At 35.6% G+C, this 22,760-nt stretch carries 14 protein-coding genes; 2 read left to right on the forward strand and 12 right to left on the reverse strand.

All coding sequences use genetic code 11. The features are described 5' to 3' along the window. Window positions 1-178: 178 nt before the first annotated feature. From KUA55_RS16435 to KUA55_RS16470, 8 genes are all read right to left on the reverse strand, one after another. Entirely contained in the window at window positions 179-820 is a 642-nt protein-coding gene (locus KUA55_RS16435) for a winged helix-turn-helix domain-containing protein (RefSeq protein WP_218327485.1), read from the reverse strand. Between the two features lie 65 nt (window positions 821-885). Next, on the reverse strand, window positions 886-1,113 hold the full coding sequence (locus KUA55_RS16440) for a hypothetical protein (RefSeq protein ID WP_218327486.1): 228 nt from the start codon (window positions 1,111-1,113) through the stop codon (window positions 886-888). A gap of 13 nt (window positions 1,114-1,126) precedes the next feature. Beyond that, window positions 1,127-10,630 (reverse strand): leucine-rich repeat domain-containing protein, encoded by a 9,504-nt coding sequence (locus tag KUA55_RS16445; RefSeq protein WP_218327487.1) that lies wholly within the window; start codon window positions 10,628-10,630, stop codon window positions 1,127-1,129. Beyond that, a complete protein-coding gene (locus KUA55_RS16450; protein ID WP_218327488.1) occupies window positions 10,623-10,949 on the reverse strand; it encodes an LPXTG cell wall anchor domain-containing protein in 327 nt (108 codons plus the stop codon). Before KUA55_RS16450 ends, KUA55_RS16445 begins: the two co-directional genes overlap by 8 nt. A gap of 5 nt (window positions 10,950-10,954) precedes the next feature. Then, the gene (locus tag KUA55_RS16455; protein ID WP_218327489.1) at window positions 10,955-12,013 is read right to left on the reverse strand and encodes a DUF3324 domain-containing protein; all 1,059 of its coding nucleotides are present in this window, start codon (window positions 12,011-12,013) and stop codon (window positions 10,955-10,957) included. Window positions 12,014-12,073: 60 nt separating this feature from the next. Beyond that, window positions 12,074-12,754, reverse strand: a complete 681-nt coding sequence (locus KUA55_RS16460) for a WxL domain-containing protein (protein ID WP_218327490.1) — start codon at window positions 12,752-12,754, stop codon at window positions 12,074-12,076. A gap of 369 nt (window positions 12,755-13,123) precedes the next feature. Continuing rightward, window positions 13,124-14,230: a tyrosine-type recombinase/integrase gene (locus KUA55_RS16465; protein WP_218327491.1), complete on the reverse strand. Its 1,107-nt coding sequence runs from the start codon at window positions 14,228-14,230 to the stop codon at window positions 13,124-13,126. Between the two features lie 593 nt (window positions 14,231-14,823). Beyond that, entirely contained in the window at window positions 14,824-15,207 is a 384-nt protein-coding gene (locus tag KUA55_RS16470; protein WP_218327492.1) for a hypothetical protein, read from the reverse strand. A 745-nt stretch (window positions 15,208-15,952) separates the two neighbouring features. On the opposite strand from KUA55_RS16470, the gene KUA55_RS16475 reads away from it, so the two are divergent. Further along, entirely contained in the window at window positions 15,953-16,288 is a 336-nt protein-coding gene (locus tag KUA55_RS16475; RefSeq protein WP_218327493.1) for a hypothetical protein, read from the forward strand. A gap of 9 nt (window positions 16,289-16,297) precedes the next feature. Beyond that, the gene (locus KUA55_RS16480; RefSeq protein ID WP_218327494.1) at window positions 16,298-16,612 is read left to right on the forward strand and encodes a hypothetical protein; all 315 of its coding nucleotides are present in this window, start codon (window positions 16,298-16,300) and stop codon (window positions 16,610-16,612) included. A gap of 506 nt (window positions 16,613-17,118) precedes the next feature. Here KUA55_RS16480 and KUA55_RS16485 read toward each other — a convergent pair. The 4 genes from KUA55_RS16485 to murI form a co-directional block, all read right to left on the reverse strand. Beyond that, window positions 17,119-19,065 (reverse strand): heavy metal translocating P-type ATPase, encoded by a 1,947-nt coding sequence (locus KUA55_RS16485; protein WP_218327495.1) that lies wholly within the window; start codon window positions 19,063-19,065, stop codon window positions 17,119-17,121. Window positions 19,066-19,505: 440 nt separating this feature from the next. Beyond that, window positions 19,506-20,990 carry an AcpB/EbpR/MafR family transcriptional regulator gene (locus KUA55_RS16490; protein WP_218327496.1) on the reverse strand — a complete coding sequence of 495 codons (1,485 nt, stop codon included), beginning with the start codon at window positions 20,988-20,990 and terminating at the stop codon, window positions 19,506-19,508. A 614-nt stretch (window positions 20,991-21,604) separates the two neighbouring features. After that, on the reverse strand, window positions 21,605-21,847 hold the full coding sequence (locus KUA55_RS16495; protein ID WP_218327497.1) for a hypothetical protein: 243 nt from the start codon (window positions 21,845-21,847) through the stop codon (window positions 21,605-21,607). An 86-nt stretch (window positions 21,848-21,933) separates the two neighbouring features. Next, complete coding sequence (gene murI / locus KUA55_RS16500; RefSeq protein WP_218327498.1) at window positions 21,934-22,746, reverse strand: glutamate racemase; 813 nt, start codon at window positions 22,744-22,746, stop codon at window positions 21,934-21,936. Window positions 22,747-22,760 lie beyond the last annotated feature (14 nt).

Consider the following 22,760-nt stretch of genomic DNA (forward strand, 5'->3'; position numbering starts at 1 on the left):
CAAACAGTTTATGTTATCTTTAATTTCAATATAAATAACAAAAAATATTCCAAAGAGTCGATATCAACCTCGCTGGAATATTTTTCTTTGACATTTTTGTCTCATATTCTTTCAAAAATTCAAAATATTGGTGTAATTTAGTCGTCACGTCAAAGTATTCCCCTATTTATTCTTACCTTTAAGCCACTTTCAACATATACCCGACATTCCGAACTGTCATAATCTTGAGATGATCCAGCTCATTTTCTTCTAGTTTATCCTTGATCCTTTTTACCAGATTAGATAGTTGGCATTTGGTAGACAGGCTGAGTTCTTTATTCCAGATTTTCTGACATAAGTCTGCCCGTGAAAAAGGAGTGCCCGGCGTATCTGCTAATATGTTCAATAGGGTTCTTTCTCTTTTACTTAAACCTAGACGATCTACGACATCTTCTAAAGTTTCCGCATAACGTCCCATTTTTTCTGGTGAATCATAGTGACTAAGGGCTTCTCTCAATTCGGTTAAGGAAACTCTTGGGGACATATAGGTCACTTTTTTTTCTTGATGATCATCTTCTGTTAACGGGCCATCTTTTAATTGGATGATGCCTAAAGAGCTTAAGCCAATATCTTCCAAAATCACCTTAGTTTCTTGATTGGTCAACGTTTCACTCAGGACTACTATTTGGAAAGTTTCGAGGAAACTTTTTGGTAAAGCATGTTTTTTGATTGTATTTAAAAGAGTCGTGCTGCATAAAACTTCATGACCCAGATGTCTGATTTTTTCTTCTAATTCGATTTCTACTGAGATACTTTTAGTTAAAAATAATACCCTACACATTCCTAATCACCCGCTTGTCATTTTTTATGTAACGGGCTGTGAGTAGATGACCCACAGCCCTTTTTTTAACTAATAAATTGATTTAATTGTTCTTGCCAGTTGAGATACAACAAGACTGCCGCGATCACTGCCAGCAACGCTACACATAATAGTCCACCGTCAACTAACAGTGCGAGAGGATTTTTTTGTTGTTCCACTCTCAAGCGACTATCTTTAATAAAGAAAAACATGAAACTGATGAGACTGACCATTCCCAGTCCACCAAAGATTGCGATCCATATCGAGATTGTCATACTCTCATCCTTTCTACGGCGTATTGTCCAAGGACCAGCTCACCGTTGCATTGTATTTTTCTCCAGTCTTTCCGGCATTTGATGGTAATTGTAATTCAACACCATTAAATGGGATTTGAAGTTGCCAAGTACCAGCTCCTTGTGCCTGATCTGCCGAGGTCAGTCTCTGAGGCGAACCTCCAGAAGCTAATTCAGTTGTACCTACAGTAGTAGGTATACCAGTCGGAGAGTCATTAAATATCTCGTCTTCTGTATCTGGCTGAAGTACATTTTTGATTGACATACTGCTAAAGTTCAAACTTGTACCATTACCAAATGGCATGATCCCTTGTTGATTACTAAAGTTTGAAAGACTTGCTGATAATGACCAGCCGCTGTTCGTTGACTGATTATTTTGCACCCGCACATAGAAACCATTTTGCGGTACTTTCGTATTGTACTGATAATCAGATTCTCTCAAAGGATATAAAGCTTCTTTATCCGATCTTGAGCGATAACCAAAATTGAAACCAGCTGGCACCGAAGTAATCGCTAAACCTTCATTACTTGGTGTATAACTTTGTTGGTCGTCTTTGACTTGGACTTTTGTAGTGGCGGTACTAGTGAATCTTGTTGCATCACCCGTTGTATCCGCCCATGTCACTGTTCCAGTCGTCGTTAACCATTTTAAGACTTCGGTATCTTGGACAGTAGCGTTAAAGGTAATTGTCGCCGAAGCTCCCTTAACAATATCGCCGATACTTATTTCATTATTAAAGTCTGCCGGAGGCGTAATAGCAGTACCATTTGTGACTTTAATACTCTCTGCATCCACTGCTAATCCTTCTGGTAAATCCAGTTTAGCTTGAACATCCTTCATATCTATGTCACCGATACTATAAACATTCCAAGAAAAACCGACCGTTTCTCCAATCTCAGCTTTCGTCTTATCTGCTTCTAAAGTTTGATTGGTATCACTGGCCTTATCAAAAGTGACTGTACCATTAAATGATTTCGTACCTGATGTAGCACCTTCTTGCAGATTGCTGTAACTAAAATTATAAGATTTTCCGCTTAGACTACTTCTTGTTACATTTGATAGCACTGCTTTATCACCAACAGAACCATATTCTGCTTCTGGCGTAATCAAGTTAGTGCTATTTCTAGAGGTAGTCAAAATACTTCCAGCAGTTGTTTTTAACAGATCGACTTCTGCTTTTTTGGTCCCATCAATTAATGGAATAGAAGTAGTCAGTTTTTGATTACTGACGTTCATTGTTGCTAATTTCGTTAAATTAATGAAGCCACTAATATCACTAATTTGGTTGTTGCTTGCATTTAAATATTTCAAGTTAGGCGTATTACTTAAATCTAACTCGGTCAGACCTGTGTTATAGATGACTAGATGATCAAAATTATCTTTATTATTTAAAGTAACCTTTTTGAGATTAGGGTTATTCCCGACATTCAGTTCTTTCAACTTCTTATTATTATCTAAATCAAGTGATGTCAGATTATTCTTGTCTTCTAGTTTTTCATCTGTTTGATTATAGACATTTAGGATGGTTAAATTCTCATTTTGACTAGTATCAATCGTCCCTTGGATTTTGTTATCACTCATCAAAAGCGTCGACAATGCTTTATTCTGAGTCACATCAATTGTTTCTAATCGATTGTAAATTAAAGTAATTTCATCTAGCACAAGGTTTTTCGTAACATCTACATCTGTAAGTTGATTACGATCCACATTCAATTTTTTCAAATTTATGGCGTAGTTAATGCCTTTCAAAGAAGTAAGGTTTCCATAGTTTGAACTAACTCCAGCACCATTAATCAAAGTCAATTGTTCCATATCCAGATCCGTTATTTCGTGTTTACCTTTTTTTAGACCACTCCAAGCATTTCCCAGATTCGTCACATTGGCTTTATTCCAAGGATTCTTCTCTTTACTTAGTAAGTCACCTAAATTGGTATCAAGATCATAATCAGTAGGATATAGGTCTGTCGGACCCTCTCTAAGCGCTGTCCCAGCATACTCATCAAAGTCAATCGTCCCTGTGAAGGTTATTCCGGTGGTATTCCTTTCAAAACTAATCGTTTTACCATTTAGAACCGATCGTGACGAGCCAGTTATGATGATTTGGCTGGCGTCATAAGTAATCTCTGCATCCGAATCTGCGATAGTTGCGCTTAATGTCGACGAGTCAGTCATCTTCAAGTGATCGATTGCCGTCGTATATTTGCCCTCTACCTCAGTAAAAGTCGGGTAAGCTAACTTGAATGTTTGATTACTTAAGTTTGCAGTTAGATTTACAGTTGTTTGATTTTTCAAGGCTTCAACGTTTGTAAGATCACGGATTTGATTATTCCTCAATGTCAATGTTGTTAAGCTGGTCAGCTTTTCAAGACTAGGGACCTCACTGACTTGATTGGTATTAATATTCAAGTAATTTAACATTGTCAATTCACTTACACTGCTAATGTCTGAGATTTGATTTTCATGGGCATTCAAGCTGACTAACTTGGTCAAGTTCTTAAAGCTACTGATATCACTGATTTTATTGACATGAATAATCAGCTCAGTCAATTCTTTGTTGTTACTGACATCCAGAACCTCTAACTGATTGTTATCAATTTCTAAACGTGTTAAATCTGTATTGTTGCTAAGATCAATCGTTTTCAATTGATTTTGGCGAAGAACCACATTACTCAGCTTCGTATTGTTAGTCAGATCTACTTTAGTAATCCTGTGATAACGCGCGTTCAACGAAGTAATATTTGTCGCAAAGTTCACACCTTTTATTGATGTTAAATTACCTCTAGCTGAGCCAGATCCACCTGCAACAGTAATTGTGATCAATTCCTCCATATCAAGGTCAGTGATTTCATTTGTCGGTTTATTTGTGCCGCTCCATAAACCAGTGTTTGTTGTCCAATCAGCGCTATTTTTTCTTAATCTGTCTGCTAAAATCTTATTAAGATCGTAGTCCTCATTACCACTTGCGTCAGGAACACCTTCGATAAGTTTCCGACCGGTATACTCATTAAAAGTAATCGTTCCGTCAAATGTCTTAGTATCTGCAGTAGTCGCACCTTCACCTAAACTTGCACCAGCGTATTCAAATGTAATACTTTGTCCTGCAAAATCTCGCGCGGCTACACCGCCGATAGTGATATCATCACTGTCTGCAGTATTTGTTACAGTTGCACCTTCAAGATCACTTGCCACCAAATTTGCAGTCAATCCAGTACCGTTGGTTGTCGTCAGCACATCGACGATCCCTGTGCCTTTACTAAGATCAAACCTTGGAATGTCAACTTGGATCTGTTGATTACTGGCATTCAAAGTTGTTAACTTAGGTTTGGCACTTAGACTACTGATATCACTGATTTTGTTGTTACTTACATTTAGGGATGTTAATTCTGTCATCCCACTTAGACTAGAAATATCACTGATTTGATTCTGAGAGATATTCAATGTAGTAAGGTTCTTCAAGTCACTTAAAGAATCGATATCGCTGATATTATTGGCGTAGAACTGCAATGTTGTCAGGTTTGTCAAAAAATTGATTCCTTCAACTTCAGTAATTTTCGGGTTGCTACGGCAAAACAATGTCGTCATTGCCTTTGTGTTTCCTTCACCAAAAATCATTCTTTCTAAGTTATCACATGAGTACACCCTTACGTCAGCTAAATCGGGTAACATCGAGAGATCAATTTCTGTTAATCCGGTACTCCCCGTATTAATTGTGGTAAGTTTCGTGTTCTTACTGAAATCAATCGTTTTGAGGCTAGAATTAGATTGCCCCTGAAACGATATTAATTCAGTATTCTTACTGAGATCAATACTTTGTAGACTATTAATAGAAACGTCCAACGCTGTTAATGCCGTATTCTGTGTCAGGTCAATTGATGTTAAGGAATTACGTCCTATATTTAAGCTTGTTAATTTGATATTTTTTGTCAAATTAACATCTGTGATAGCGTTCTGATATGCACTTAATGAAGTTATATTTGTTGCATATTCGATACCTTTTAGAGAACTCATGTTGCTCGGACGGATATATATCCCGATCAACTCTTCCATGTCGAGATCGGTGATTTGATTTCGAGCTTTTTCTTTACCGACCCATTCACCACCACCTGCGATTGTAACGCCATTTATTTTTTTGTCTCTTAACCTAGTAGCTAAGTTTGTATGCAAATCGAAACCGTGTCCTGAGTTTTCTGAACCCTCTATCAGTTTCGTCCCTGCATACGCAGCAAAGCTAATATTTCCATTAAAGCTGACTGCAGGGTTCATAGGCTGTGTTACAGAAAAGTTAAGCTGGTGACCATTTAAGATTGATCGCATTAGGCCGGTGACATCGATTGCGGCGCCATTTGGTTTGATTGTGGCTTTTTTGTTTTGTGTCTCATCAACTATTTTCGCCGACTCGACTGAATAACCTGTCGGCATCTTCAAAGGATCAACCGTTGTCTTATAATTAGCACCATCTGCTGTAAAGGTCGGATAATAATCCACCGTAAACGCTTGGTCCTTTGCATTAACTGTCGTCAATTTAGTCAAACCTCCAATAACAGAGATATCATTAATCTGATTTTCATTTGCATCGATAGCTGTTAATTCTGCATTTGACTTTAATTCATTCAGACTGGTTAACTTATTCTGGTTGACATTGATTGTTTGAAGATTCGTCGCATGTTCAATCCCATATAGTGAAACAAGGTTTTGATTCACTGCTTTGATGGATAAAATATCAGCCATATCTCGTTTACTAATTCGATCAGCTGGTTTATCTTTACCACTCCAAGGATTACTACTGACTGTTGTCACCTCAGCTTCGCCGCTTCTTAGAGCTTGGGCTAATGTAGCATCAATATCATAGGGCTCTATATCGCCAGGACTACCTTCTGTTAAAAACTCTTCAGATTCAATGTTGATAGCACCCGCAAAGGTTCTATTGGGACCTCGCCATAAAAATTCAAGATATATTTGATCCAATTTTGGAAAAGTAGCTGAAGTTAAGACTAACTTATTTGAACCTGCTTCTTTCGATGCTGTAACTGGACTATCTTCATTCATATCACTAAGTATATATTGTTCACTCGTCCATGGTGACGAGCTCATATTTGGTATTTTCAACAGATCAATGGTCGCTTTGTATGTTCCATCACTTTGCTTTTTAAAATCAGGAAAGTCCATACTAATGATTTGTGCCGATGCATCTATCGTTCCATCTTTGAATGGTATTCCAGTGATGTCAGCAATCTTATTCCGGACAATATAAATAAAAGTTAAGTTACTGTTTTCCCTGAAATCATCCAGATTGGTCAAGTTATTATTAACGCCTGTATAATGCTCTAAATTTTTAGCAAAGTTGAGCCCTTTCACCGAATCTAGTCCCAAGTCATTAACAGCGAGCGCTGTGATTGCTTCCATGTCTTCTCTGGTAAGTGTATTGGCTTCTTTCTCCCTGCCACTCCAAGGAGTGAGGTCACTTGTCACTATATGACCAGATCCTTTTCTTATAGCCTCCGCAAAATCTGCATCGATATCATAATCACCATTCGATCCATCATTTGGTCGACCTTCGGATAAAGTAGCTTCACTATACTCGAGCGTCCCACTGAAAGAAATTCCCTTACCAGTTCGTTTAAAATAAATTGTTTGTCCATCAAGACTTACTTTGCTTCCGCTGGTAGCAATAATATTGTTTCCCTCAGTTTTTACTGATACGCCACTAGCGTTATCTGTGTCGGCTGTAAAAGTAACACCATTAGAGACATTCATCTTCAAATAATCAATCGTCGCTTTAAACTGATCGCCATCCTTCCAAAAACGTGGGTAAGGTGGTTGTAATAATTGATCATCTAAAGTGGCATCTTTTAGATTACTCATTTGGTCAATACTAGTGATATCTTTGATTTGATTCTTGTCTGCATTCAAGGTAGTTAAATTTTTCAGATCACTAACTTTGCTAATATCACTTAATTGATTGTTACTAATATCCAAAGATTTCAAGTTTGGAAAATCGTTAAGAATATCGAGATCACTGAGTTTACTATCGTTAACTGCCAAAGTAGTTAAGTCAGTCAAACCACTAATACCATCAAAGTTATCGAAAGAATTACCACCAATTTTCAATGTAGTTAAATTAGTTAATCCACTAAAAATCTGACTATTGGTCATTTGATTCGATCCACAGTCTAAGGAAGTCAACTTTGTTTGATTCTTCAAATCGAGCGTCGTTAACGAGTTATGATTCAATTCCAAAGTTTCCAATTCTTTGTTCCCTGTGAGATCTACTTGTCTGAGATCTACTCGTCCAATATCGTTATTATTTGCTTTAAAACTTTTTAAAAATGCAGCGAATTCAATCCCCTGTATAGAAGTTAAATCACTATTAGAGACATCAATACTGGTTAATGCTTCCATGTCTAAATCTGTCAGGCGATTTACTGGTTTACCATCGCCACTCCACGCTTCACCATCGTTTGTTAAGTCACTGTTCGTTCGTAATAACTCAGCAAATTTAGTATTTATTGTATCGCTGTAGCTTAGGTAATCATCTACTTCTCTTAGTACTGTCCCAGTGTATTCTAAAAAACTGATATTTCCAGTAAAAGTGATATTATCGGCGAGAATATTTTTATCTCTTTCAAAATAAAGAGTAGTACCATTGTTGAAAGCTGATCGTCTTAAAGCGGTAAAGTTTACAGAATTGGGTACAGATACGGAAGCAGACGCATCAGGTTCAATACTATTATCGGACCGCCTCACACTAAACGCATAATTAGTATGATCGGCAGTACCAAGGACATTCAAACGAGCGAAATAATTGACAAAGTCATCATTAAAACGTCTTATCGTAAATTGTGGACGGTACCTGCTTTGGATTCTCTGTCCCTGAAGATCAGCCACTTCTAATTCTGAAAAACCTTCAACCGTTTTGATATCTATAATTTTATTATTTTTTACAGATAACCGCTTCATTGACGTATTGTTCGCCAAATGATCCAAGTTAGTTAGTTGATTATCATTAACACTAATTTCTTCTAGTGTGGTCATATCTGTCAGACCATCCAAGTTGGTTAATTGGTTGTCATTAAGGCTAATTTCTTCTAATTTCGTCATGCCTGCCAGATCATCTAAGTTAGTTAGCTGATTATTATTTGCAGATATTCGCTTCGTTGCTAAATCTTCTGCAAAATAACCAAAATTTAAGCTAGTTAGTTGGTTATCGTCAACATTTATTTCTTCTAATAGTGTTGTTGTTAGCAGGTGATTTAAGCTAGTTAACTGATTATTATTTGCTTTAAATTTTATTAAGTTTTTAGCATGATACATACCAAACAATGAAGTCAGCTCTTTTCCAGAAACATCAACACTAGTTAAGTTCTCCATATCGGCTGCCGTTATATTATTTACTGGCTTTTTAAAGCCGCTCCATGGACCGCCATCATTGGTGGCAGCTTTATCTGTCCTTAAAATTTCAGCTAATTTAGAATCAATCCCAGCCTGTCCTTCACCCTCCAAACCTTCAAATAAGTAATGATTATCATCTGCTTCAAGCACTAATCTTCCATAAAACTCTATTGTTTCAGCTCCAGTCAATTTCGCACTGTCATATTCAAATGTATAATAAATACCACCTGATAAATCTCTTCTCGTATATCCGGAAAATGTGATTTGATCACCATCCCATGATATGGTACTTCCTGATGGCTGAGGATATGTTGTCTCCACGATTGTCATTCTATCAGTTTCCCCAGTAGTCCTTAAATTGTTGAGAACTAACTTTTGATCCTCTATAGCCGACCATGTTTCAACCGGAATAGTAATTGATTGGGATCCCATGTACAAACTAGATAGTCCTGAAAAACCTGAGATATCACTAACAGAATTATTCGATCCAGTCACTCTATCTAAGGTTTTTGATGTAAACAGACAGGACACATCACTCACTTTATTTTTGGAAAAATCTAAGACTTCAATAGGCAGATCTTTGATCGGCTCTAGACTGGTCAACTGATTATCCCTACAATTTAAATCAACAAGAGGCAAGCCCTTGAGCTGTTCCAAACTAGTCAACTGATTGTTTGAACAATTTAATTCCGTCAGATTGGTCGCAAACTCTAGCCCTTTTATCGACTGAAGATTGCGATATGACACAGCTGCCTCTGTAAGAGTAACCATATCATCGACGGTCAATTCCCCAGCATTTTTTCTATAACCATCCCATCCACTTTGAGCCCGCAAAGCTGTTGATAAATTCTTGTCAATACTATATTCCAGACTATTGTCACCTTCACTTAATAGTTGAGGATTGTAGTCTTCGAAGGTGATTGTGCAAGCATACATAAAAAAACCAGAATTAGTCGTACTTTCATCACTGTCATATAATATCGAACCTTCACTAAGCGTTTGCTTGGATATGTTCTCAAAATTCATCGTATTACCTTCAATGGTTGCCTCTTTCTCTGAGTTAGATGAAGAAGAATTGGGTGTATATGTCGCTGTCGTTAAATCGATATTGTCAGATATTTTTATAGTGTCGATGATCTTTAGTTTATTTTCTGCATCCACCTTCACATCTGATAAAGGAATCGTAATTTCTTGCCGATCAGCATATATCTCTTGCGCTTGTATGACCTTCGTGAAGTCAGCAATTTTATTACCAAAGCAGCTTAACGATTCAATATTAGCGCCATTATTATAAAGCGAAAAATCCGTAATTTTATTACTGCGACAGTTTAATTTCGATAGTTTAAGATTTTTGGTTAAATCTAAAGAAGTTAAGTCATTCATGCTACAGTCCAATTCGTCCATATTGATTGCATATTCCAATCCTATCAGATCCCTAACTAGTGAAAAAACTGGAGGATGTCCGCCATCACTAACGATTACCACCTGTAACGTCTTCATATCTCCTATAGTCAATTTACCAGGATCTTTTAAATCGCCACTCCATAGACCCCCACTTATAGTTATATTCATACCACTACTTCTCAATGCAAGAGAAAGTGTATCATCCAGCATATAAGTCTCAGGATCATCTTCTCCAAAAGTCCCTTCTACCATCGGTGTTTTATCATTCACGGCAGCTGGTTCAATACCATGGACTTTTGCAGCCTTTGCACGCAATGCATCACTAATGTCGTCAGAGGCTACCTCATCTGCTTCACTATCACTTTGTGCTTCAACCTCACTGTCAGCAACTTCTTTATCCGAATCGCTGGTAGCTTTAGTGGTTGCTTCTTTTGCATCCTTGTTGGTGGAGCTGGTGGTATTTGTCGTACCTTGTGCTTTACTTTCAGATGAACTACTTGAACCGGTTTCTGTGGTCGGGGTATCCGCTGGAACATCTTTGTTGATAATTGATTGGGCGGCGACTGTCGGTTCATCAGTGATTGTCGGCATCGTTGCCTCTGTATCTGTTAAGGGATCGATCGTCTCTGCGAATATCGTTGGCGCAGGAAAGCTCGATCCTAGGATCAACAAGGTACAGACACCTGTCAGTATTTTTTTAATCATCAGTGGCCTCCTTTCTCAAACGTGAGAATAGGAACAACCAAAAACTTGCCAGTACGCAGCCGAGACCGATGATCTGCCATTGATTAAATGTCCCACCGGTCTGAGGAAGTCGTCCCCGACTGACTGGTGTCCTACTTACATTAATGGTTAGCGGAATCACATTGTTTCTTTCCGCTGGCTCTGGCGGTGGTTGCGGACTCGCCTCACTGAAAGTAATCCCAATCGTGTCTTGCCATTGGGCAGCAAAGGATTGGGTAGGAAGTACCGTCATACCTATACAAGCAGCCAGTACTAGCCAGCTTTTTTTTCTTTGCCTCACACCCCTCACTCTCCTTTTATCTGCCATCGACGCTGGCGTCTAAACAGATAGAAAACTAATCCAAGCCATATCACAAATAATCCTGCCGCAATCCACAGTACCCAACCGGGTATCAATATTTTGTAGACTGTTTCCCGATTGATCTTCGCCGCTCGATTCCCACTGACGGTGAACTCTTCTTCCCATTCCCAAGTCCGACCTGCACCTTCTGCTTTTCCAGTAAAGACATAAGTCCCAGCTGAAAAATTATTCAGATCAAGGGGTAATTGGAAGTCAAAATTAGAATTCGGTGCCACTGCAAAGTTGGTCTGACGATTGCTGACGATCGTATCTGATTGTCCTCGTCGTCTGACTTGCCCTTCGATCACCATTTCTTGCAAGACTTTCGGTTGGTCATTTTGGATATTTGCTGCAATGACTTTTCGACCATTTGATAGTTTTAAATTAACGTTCTTTAATTTCAAATCCGCACCTAAGTTAAAACGCTCTCTATCTTCCGTCAACATCAATGCGATCGTATAGCCATACTCCGAACTCAATGCTGCCTGTCCGGCTTGTTGCGTCCCGCCATCTCTGTCAACGAATCGTAACGATCCTAATTTCACCCCAGTAAAATTTTCTGCTGGTGGCTGGATCGTATACTCGATCGTTTTTTCCTCATAGTTGGCGACGGTGACTTCGGTCTGTCCACCATTGATGGTCACCAGATCCGTCACTGGATTTTTTAGGCTTTCATCTAGTTTAGGATTCACTCTCGTGTAATCGATCGATCCTCCCGAACTACTGACCGCATTATGTACGGTTAAGTGAACAGTCGTGGCTGCCTCTTGAGTACTTCTTACTTTCACCTGAATCACTTGCGGCGTATCAGGCTCGATCCCTAAATAAAAATAGGTCTTCATGACATCCACTTGATTATCTGGAATCACTGCTTCTACAGTAAAACCTGTCGCTGACTGTGCATCAGATTCATCTGCCGCTTGAACTTGACTCGGAAACAACCAGACACAACTGACCAGAACTAGGAGGATGACTCCTCGAAATGTTGCTTTGTAATTATTCATCATTTCCTCCTAAAAAAAGGGGAAAAAACGATGTTTATTCCCCTTGGGTTTTTGTGTGGTTTAAACTAGATCATTTAATGACCAAGTGATTGTGCCTTTGTATTGACCTGCGTTCGCAGTATCTGCAATAACATTTAATCTAATGTTTGACATTTCTAACGCTGAATAACCCTCTGTAGAAGAAGCGCCAGATGTCCCATCTCTTAATAATTCTACTGGAAAACTTTGACTACCACTCGCTTGATTAAGCGTAACATTAGGAGTTGTTGCTATAGCTGTCGAATTGCTTTGATTACTAATAGCACCATTCGCAGTTGGTGGTGTCATCCCATCACCAGTTAGGTCATTGTAATCTCTCGATGTTCCAGTAAATAGTAATTGAGCACCTGATAAAATATCTGAAGAAGTAGCCACATTTGTAATCTGGCTAAGATTTGCTGACAACGCCCATTGATTTCCTACTACTTCATCCCGACCCTCTTGAATAACAATATAGGCACTATCGGACTTGTTAAAAACTCCATTCGAACCAGTTGGAGCAGCATTATTCGCACCAAAATCAAAAGCATTTGTTACTGGAATATGTCTGAATTGTAATGTTCCTGGAATTTCTGGCTCCGCAAATCCAATCGTTGCATCCGATGATCTCTCTTGTGTTGCTGCAAGCGCTGTCGTTCCCGATAAACCTAATCCTAATACACTGACACTCGCCAATAAACCTGCCAATACCTTTCTTTTCATGTTAAATCTCTCCTTTTATTTTTTTATATTAAATGACCTGAGCCATTTGATATCTTTTTCTAACAAAAAACCTTAAACTTGTATGTGACGCGCTTGTTATGGCAGCCACTTATTTTTTCCTAGTCGTAACAAAAACAAGAAAACAGTTATAAAGTCTTTTGTAGCAAGGAGTCTATTTATTGACGGCTGACTTTGACGGCTTTGGCTTTTTTTTGAAATCAAATAAATAACAATATATATAGTGAAATCTATTTTTTGATTGGTATTAATATCAATATATTTTCAAGAATTATTAACAAGTCGTTGTTAGCGCTTACTTAAAAAATCCAAAAAAAGCTTCAGAATTCACTAAAAAGTAAGCGTTATCACCTAGGCGCTTTTATATTCTAATCCTTGAATCACAGCTCTTCTTTGTTCTAATAGAGAATCAGTATAAATGTCTAGAGTCATCTGGGTAGAAGCGTGTCCCATCATGGCACTAATGGATGAAATATCTGAAGACGACTCTAGGCAACGGGTCGCAAAAGTATGGCGCAATTGGTGGAAATGGATGTTTTCTAAGCCCGCCATTTTTCTGATGCAATGAAAATGATACGTCAATAAACGAGGTTCACAGGCTTTTCCTCTGACACTTAATATGTAAGGACTATTTGTCGTTTTTTTCATTTTTTCCAATAATTCTCTGACTTCACTCAACATGGGGATTATCCGATGAGAAGCCGTTGTCTTAGCCGATCCTAAGCTCATCTCGGTACCTTGTCCTTGGTTATTTGCGATTCGTTGATATGTATGATTTACCGTAATGATATTTTGTTCAAAATCAATATCTTCCCATCTTAAACCAGCGATCTCACCAATTCTTAGTCCTGCATCCAAGGCAAATATGACCGCTTTTCCTTTATCGTCATCATAATTTTCAACCGCATTTTTTAGTGCATGCTCTTCTTTTTGTGATAGTGCATGAACTTTTTGTGGTTGTATTTTTATTTTCGGCATCTCTTGAACAAGGTCTTCTGACACGATTTTCTTTGCAACCGCATGGCGCAGGGTTTTATTTAGTATCCGCAAAATGACGGTACAGGTACTGTTAGACAAACCCATTTCTTGCCATTTGACGGTGATTTCCTTTAAAAAAGATTCAGTTATTTCATATAAAGAAGTCTTTCCCATGAAGGGTAAAAGGTAGCGCTTAATTTTATAGCGATAACTTGCCACAGTCGAAGGTTTCAAGCCTTCAAAGATCTCATGACCGGTATAGTCGATCCATTCTTGATAAGTTACCGTGCTTTCTCCGTATAGTTGGCGCATCTTTTCTGTCTTTTTCCTTAATGGCACTAATTTTTCTGCTACTTCCTCAAAAGATTTTCCATAAATGTAACCATATTTAATCTGTCCATTGAGCTTTCGATTTATTTGATAACGACCCTCCCATCTTCCATCCTTTCTTAGGTAAATATTATTTCCTTTTGCTGTCATAAAATAATCATCCTTTCTCTTTTATTGACGGCGCAGCTTGACGGTTTAAAAAAACAATTTTAATATTCCGTTTTTTAACATAAATAAGCCACAAAAAATCATTTTAATGGATAAAACTAACATTATAAAGACATTATTTAAATAATTTCCAAGGAAATAAATTATTTAATGTTGAAACTGATCATCATTTATAATATAATTTATGTGAAAAGAATAATGCTTTAAAAATAGTCTCAAAAAGCACTTTTTTCCTGTTTTTGTTACAATCAAGATACGTTTTATAAATAACAATGGAAATTTATAAATTAAAAAAAATTCATTCACCTATAATAATATATGCAAAATAAGCCAAAATCGTTAGTCATTTTATTAAACGATTTTGGCTTATTATAATCCACTTATTTTAAACAAATAAATAAAACTTAAAAATAAATCATTTGTTATTAAAAATAACGTATCTTATCTAATTTTCTGTATACAAGTGATATCACAACCAACTAAACAATTCCCGATTATTTCCCATAAAACCCAACATCCTCAGAGCGCTAGTCTTCACGAATTAAACCAGTATTTTTAATCGTTAATATGAAGTCCTATCCACTTAAAAATAAAGCTTGTCGATCCCTTTTTTTCAAAATTTCCCCGAGAATTTTGATAAAGATATATAAACGTACTAATTGGTGATATTTTTCCATCAGTATGTGCCATTCTCGTGCGGTAAAATATTCTCCAAACTGATAAATTTCAACAGCCATATCAGGTGTCGCTGGATTTTTTAAATAGATTTCTTTGACGATTTCTACTAGTGGTAATGCTAGTTTCTCAGCTGCAAGATTTCGGCGGATTAATAGCGCTTGGATGATTTTCAGGCAAAGAATTAGATTCGGCGTGCTTCTGTAATATTTCGTCACTTGACGTTGGATTTTTTGGTAGTCGCGGTTTAATAGTTGGCGGCAAGTAAAGGGTTGCTTTTCCATAAGTTTTTCTCCTCATTTTTCCTCTTACACCTAATAACGAAAAATTTCTCGAAAAAGTCCAAAAAAATCTTAAAATTATTTTTTCACTCCTCCAGACCATACTCAACTGTTTTAAAAATCCACAACATAAGAAAAATCCCATTTTATTTTCCACTAAAAAAACATTGATTTAAAGCCTTAAAAAACAAATGACGCAGATTTAAAAATCTGTTGAGTGTCATTGAATTTGGTGAATTTTTTACAAAAAAAATCCCAGAGCTAAGATTTTTCATCTGCACTCAAGGTGTCCCATCTTTTTGAATCTCCTTCTTGCGACACATAATATAACAACTTTCTTCATAAAAACTCTCTACCGAAACAGATAATATTTTATTGAATAAATAATATTAATGTCTATTGATCAGGCTGTGATCTCGTTTCTTAAAGAACTAATCCTACTGGATAATGACCGAATGATATGCATATAATATCAATCATATTCAAGACTATTTATAATCATGTGAATCGCTTTTTTAATACTTATGCATCTTTTTCTTTGTAATTTAAAATCAATGAATAATTAGGTTAGCTACTTCTCAAAAGCATAATTTACTGTTTTCCCTTGCTTTAAAAATATAAGGTGCTATGATAGATATATATCGTTTGTTATTTTTTTATCAAGAATGGAGGTGATAGTTTTGCAAGACAAACTAGCGCAGGACTATTTCCTGCAAACAATAATTAAAAACTGAGAGGAAGTTAAAAATTGTTTATTCTTGAAAAGAAAATAGAACCTACACAACAAATATGGAGTCATATTAAGCAACATTATCCAGGAGAAAAAATTGCGTTCATTGGTATAAAAAAACAATTACCCCACACCTTCTTCCGTAATAAGCAGATCACTTTTTATGAAAATTTGGAAGATAGCCCATCATCTCTACTAAATCAAGGGAAGGAAATTTTATATAAACTTTCAAAAGACTACTCTGCTATAGTTTTTTATGTAGATTGTCCAAAAGACGTGGCAGAGCAGCTGATTGAGTGTGGAAAAAACTTATGTATTAGATTGACCGTAACTACTGAAGAAAAGGTTGCCTAGGAAACGATCATGTGGAATAAAGTCATTCGAGAAAAGACTGTTCACAATACTATTTTGCGGAATGGTTTGCGACTATTGCATCAAAAAGGTGCCTGCCAAAATACTGATAAAACAGTATTATTAGAGATATCTGAACACCTTCAAAATGTAATGCAACTGCATTTAGAAACAAAAAATCTGGTTATCGGAATACCTGGCTTCGGAAAAGAAGTCATGTTATTGGAAACAGATGTTCAAGAATTTGTTCCTCATTATAAAATAGAACAGATGATTGAATCTGCTGAAGGCCATTTTATTAGGTTAAAACCATTGAAGACTATATAAAAGTGGAATCAATTGTAAATGTTTCTGATAATTATTATTTCGTTTTAAAATAGGAGAAATACAGCTTAGAGGACAGATGATGGTTAATTTTTAAAAGAGTTAATTTCAGATTATTCTAACCTTGATCCCCTTATCTTCGTTCCAATCTAAGCTATCGTGAAGTGCAAGAACTTCTCTATGATCAAAGAATGTATAAAGAAAAGCCAAAAAGTAGCTACTCTTTTTGGCTTTTCGGTTTATATGGGAATAAAAATATTAAGATTAAAAAGGAAAATTCACTGAAAACAACAACTATGTTAGCGCCAATTTTTTTGATCAATACATAACTTCATTCTCTAATTCCCTTCACAGTTCGTTTACCAACCATTAATAGCAATAATATTTTGGGACGAATCTTATTCTTTAATACAGGGAACAAGTTAATCCTTTGATCTATTATTTCTTCTGTTGGTATGATTTAACCTCAATAGTTACAAATTTCACTTCAGTTCTACTCCTACTTATTTTTATAAAAATTTCTTGGGAGTCCGCAACATCCTTAAAGCATTTAAAATGACGACAATTGTGCTTCCTTCATGCATGATCACACCAATCGTAATATCCATCTTTCCTAAAAAATTCAAAGTAACTAAAAAGATGACGACAAACATCGAAAATAAAATATTTTGCCAAGTCACCTTGTCCATTTTCTTACTCAATTTATGAGCGTAGACAAGTTTTGACAAATCATTTTTCATCAACACTAAGTCTGCTACATCCATCGCAACATCCGTTCCATCACCCATCGCGATACCTACGTCTGCAGTAACTAAAGCTGGAGCATCATTGATACCATCACCTAACATCCCAGTTGAACCATATTTACGCTGCTGCGCTTGAACAATACTTGCTTTGTCTTCAGGCATAACATTGGCAGCAACTTCATCTACACCAATTTGTTTCCCAACGGCTTCACCAGTTAATTTCGCATCACCAGTAATCATAGTAGTGTGTAAGCCAGCATCCTTAAAGTAATTAATGGCATCTTTCGCATACTGATTTGGAACATCCATTAAAGCAAATAGACCAATCACATGTTCATTTTTACCTACGTAAACAACCGTTTTACCTTCAGATGACAATTGCTTTTCTTTTTCGCTATACACGAAAGATACATTTCCAAAAGAAGATGGTTTCCCGATACGGTATTGGCTATTTTTGTATTGAGTAGATAATCCTCTGCCCACTTCGTTTTCGACTGATAATTCTAAGGACTTTCTTTCAGGAAATTTATTAATAATCGCAGTTGCTAGTGGATGGTTTGATTGCTTTTCCATCGCCACAACGAGATCGATCATTTCTGATTCATCCATACCTTTTTCAAAAGAATAGTCGGTCACTACAGGTTTACCGTTCGTTAATGTTCCAGTTTTATCAAATGAAATAGCTTTTAGATCTTGTAGTTTAGAAAGAAAAGCACCGCCTTTAACTAATACACCTTTTTTCGATAAATTAGAAATAGTTGCTAAAGTTGTCGGTACTGCGCTAGCAGCCAAAGCACATGGAGACACCGAAATGAGATACACCATACTACGATATAAACTAACCGCCCAAGACCAACCAAAGATGTAAGGTCCTGCTAATAATACTAGAGGAAATAGGGCTAAAACGATCGTCACATATTTTGGTTCTAGCCGTTGAATCAAAGTAGCTGTCTTCGTTAAACTTTTCTGGGATTGATTAACCATCTGCAAAATTTTAGAAAAAACCGTTTCTGAGCTATCTTTTGTGACTTCCATGGTAAAAGTACCTGCACCATTTATAGTACTTCCATAGACTTCATCGCCAACACTTTTTTCTTTTGGAATGCTTTCTCCATTAATTGAAGCTTCATCAATCGCCGTTGTTCCTGTAAGTACCACACCGTCAGTTGGGACTTGTGCGCCATTGAGGACTTGAAGAATATCTCCAATTTTAACTTCATCAACAGAAACAACTTTTGTCGAACCATCTGAACGAAGAATTCTCGCTTCAGTGGGATTCAGATTTAACAGATTGGTAATTTCTCTTTTACTTTTTCCATCAACGTATTCTTCTAAAAAGTGTGCGCCTGCAAAAATGACAATCAGCATAGCAGCTTCTTCAAAACTTCCAATCGCAATTGCTCCCGCAGTAGCAAGGGCCATTAAAAAGTGAACATTAGGTTGGAATTTTTTTTCGGCAATAGAATTCTTAAATGTATCCCCAATACCTTCAAGAATAATATGATACCCTGCCGTTACTACAGAAGTTACAAAGGCGATATTGGCAAGTAATTCATTGCTTCCTTCCAAAATAAATCCCGTGATAAATGCTGCTATTCCAATAAAAAACATGATTATCGTAAATTTTCCGCCATGACTATGATCGTGCTCATGTCCTTCGTGATCATGTGCTTTTTCGTGGTTGTGTACTTTTAATTTTGCGTTATCCATTCAAAACCCTTCTTTCTTTTATAGATCTTTCATATGAACAAATATTCATATGTATGACCTAATTATATATGAACAGATATTCATATGTCAATGGGTTTTATTCTTAAAAAAAAACCATAGACATTATTTTGTCTATGGTTCTACAGAAAAAATCAGATTTGAAACGAAGATCGAAGTTTTGTAGATCTTTGTCTTAACACCTGGCTATACCCATCAAACTTGTTAGTCTGAGTATAAAATTTATTCTATTATTCCACTAAAAAAATTAGGAGATTTCAAGTCGGATAAAAATCTGAAGGAACCGGATTTTATTCTACTTTTAATGGGATTATGAGTTTTGATATTTCCAATTGAAACAAATCCTTTAAAAAATATCAGTCTGCTTTCTATGATTATTCAGATCTTCCACAGCGTGAATATACTGAAGATATTCTTAGTATTTATCCTACTAGGGAGGATAGCTTATTCACTTTTTCATAGGTCAAGTGGGTAAATATTTCTCTAAGATTCTCTAGATTGCGCAAAGTAGGCACGTCATCAATAATATAAAAATCAATATTTATATTATCCATATCTTTAATATTTGTTACGACAAGATCGCAATCATTTGTACTTAGTACTAATCGCATCTCATCTGGATTAGCAGTAGTCATATGAATTTCCCGACCAAAGTATTTTTCTAAAAAGTAACAGACCATTTGGGTATGTCCCTCTCCTAAGTCACTTACAACAAGAACATCAATGGTAGGCTTTTTACTTTCTAAATTGAGGAATAGGTTTTTCCAATTGATAAATATAAATGAAACTATTTGATCCTTATACATGGAATACCAAGGAAAATTAGATTGTTTTTCCATCATTAATAGTAATTCAAGTATCTCTTCATGATAAGCTTTGAAGGTTATTTCTAATGAATTTGCAAACATGGTCCGTCGATCATAAAACTTTAAGTGATCTTTGGGATAAATCTTATGCTTGAGATAAATTGAAAGGAGGTATTTTTTTATTTTAATATTTATAGTCTCGATCATTTCACAGTCAAATCTTACTTTTAGACTATTGATAAACTCATCTGTTTGATTGTTTAATTTTTGATATTCCAATTCATTTTCCCACCCGAAGTACCACCAAAATACAGTGTAATAGAAATTTGTAAGGTTAAAAACATCTTTGGAAATGTTTAATTTGCTTACCGTATCTAGAATCAAAACATCCACTTTCTCACTAGCATGGTAGTCTAGATGAAAAAATTCAACATACTTGATATCCACATTGTCTATAAAATACCCTTGGATTTGTCTGGTTAGTGTTAAAGCAATCAAATAATCTAATTCTGTTAATTCAAATTTAGATAAATTCAATTTAAATTGTTTGTTCAAATGAAGAGATAATTGTGAAATATGACTTTCATCTAAATCGAAAGGCCATTCATATGTGGTATTAAGTAAATAATGAGTGAAGAAGAATCTTAATTGTCTTTCATCGTTACTGATTATTTCAACAGGATCCATATTTACAACTATTTGTCGATCGGCTAAAAAGGATTTTATATCTTTTAAATCTCTATACAACGTGGAATGACTGATAAATAGTCTTTTTTCCCACTCAAAAGAACTTTGAGGGGGATTTAAAAGTAAATCTATTAACAAGCTTGTTTTCCGAGAATTCTTATAAGCATCAATATAAATTGCTTGGATATTTTGATTTTTTAATTCTTCTAATTTGACCCCTTTTTTCTTATCAAATTTTATATTGATTGTACTATCATAAATATCATTCAAATTAGCAATATCTTTAAGAACAGTTTGTTTTGAAACTTTAATTTCCGAAACCAAAGAGTCAATTTGAATCCATCTATTCTGACTTAAAATAGTCAACAATCTTAATTTACGATCAATATCTTTGTTTAATAAATTAGTAGTCACAGCTATCTTCCCTTCTGAAAAAAATTTTTTTTAATGTTTAAACTTTAATATGATGCTTTTAGAAAATCAAAGAAAAAGGTTAGTTGGACATACTCACGTTTTAAAAAACTATCAAAAATCTTATTCACAGCTTTACTGCAGCATTAGTGTTTCTTTTACACTGGATTCATTGCTCAATTGATAAAACACAGAATACAAGGATTTATATACTCTGTTTCGTCAAGAACAAACAATATTTTATTCAAATAAATTATTGGTATTTAAAGCATTATTCGAAATATTTTTTCGATTAATTGTGATATGTCCTATTTGTATTATAACTTATCTTATATTAATTGTAGCTAACAGAACCTTCATCTGACATTACATTTTTGTCATGAAAAATTACTACCGCAAAAAATCAACCCACTAAGAAACAGATAAACCTTGAGGGAATCTGTTTTTAATGCTTATTTATGTATATTCAATAGAAAAAACCCAATGAAATCCTATTGCTTGATTTCATTGGGTCTTCTTTTGTGATTAAAGAAAATTTAATATCTATTAACCTTTATCTAAATTGTAGCCTGTTGCTTTACTATGAAGAAATCTAAATTCCTGTGTAGATTGACCTTTTATTTCTCAGTGCCAACCTTTTTAAAGAACTGATTAAGAGCATCTAACTCACTATCAGATAAATCATCAGAAATATCTAAAAATTTCTTATTATTATTAAAAGTATTTTTGACAATCTTTTTTGTTTTACGACGAGTTACTTCACGTTCGATTCTTTTTAAGGTCTTTTTCGAAAAGTTAGCCATAGCATATGTTCCTGTTAGTGTTAATATACTAAGTCCAATTTTAGTGTTCGTACTCATAATATTCAGTCCTTTCTTAAAAGATATTGTGTGTTTTATGAAGCTGAACGATTTCAATATAGTTCAATCTCCAGATGATTATTAATTTAATTATTAACTATTTTTTGTGTAATAGTCGTTGGCGTCTGTAGCTTTAACTTATCTACAATTTTTTTATACGTAATTGGCTCTCCAGACGTGTATATAGTAAATTCTGAATGAGATCCACTGTTTAACATGTCATAATGCGTCAAATAATCCTTTACATATAAAGCCTGTTCATGGGCTGGATTAACAAAGCGTATTTGAGGATACAGCTTTTGAAATTGATCTAAGACTATCGGATAATGGGTACACCCTAAAACAATATCGCTAACTTCAGAATCATGTTTTAGAATTGAATCAACTTCTTTAGTAATTTCAGCATCAATTTTAGTATAGTCGAATTCTCCACTTTCGATTAATGCCGCTAACGACGGACTTCCTTGACTGTATACCGTGGTTTCTGGCAAATATTTATGAATATAATTATCATATTCTTTCGTACTAGTAGTAAATACCGTAGCAACAACACCAATTTTTTTAGGTTTTATTTTTGCAATAAAGGCTGCTGCGGGACGAACGATTCCTACGATTTCAATATCGTACTTTTGAGTTAATTTATTTACTATAGTAGACATTGTATTACACGCTATGACTACGATTTTTACCTGATTAGCTTCGAGAAAATCGATAATGCCACTTGCTAATGCTACAATTTCGTCCTCTCCTCGATTACCATAGGGACAATTTGCAGAATCTCCGTAGTAAATGATGGATTCATTTGGTAGTAACTGTTGTAATTCACTTACAACAGTCAATCCACCAACACCTGAGTCCATAACGCCAATTGCATTATTTGATAAATTTTTATCATTCATAGGTGTAACCTCCT

The organism is Enterococcus alishanensis (assembly GCF_019218635.1).
GTDB lineage: Bacteria > Bacillota > Bacilli > Lactobacillales > Enterococcaceae > Enterococcus_A > Enterococcus_A alishanensis.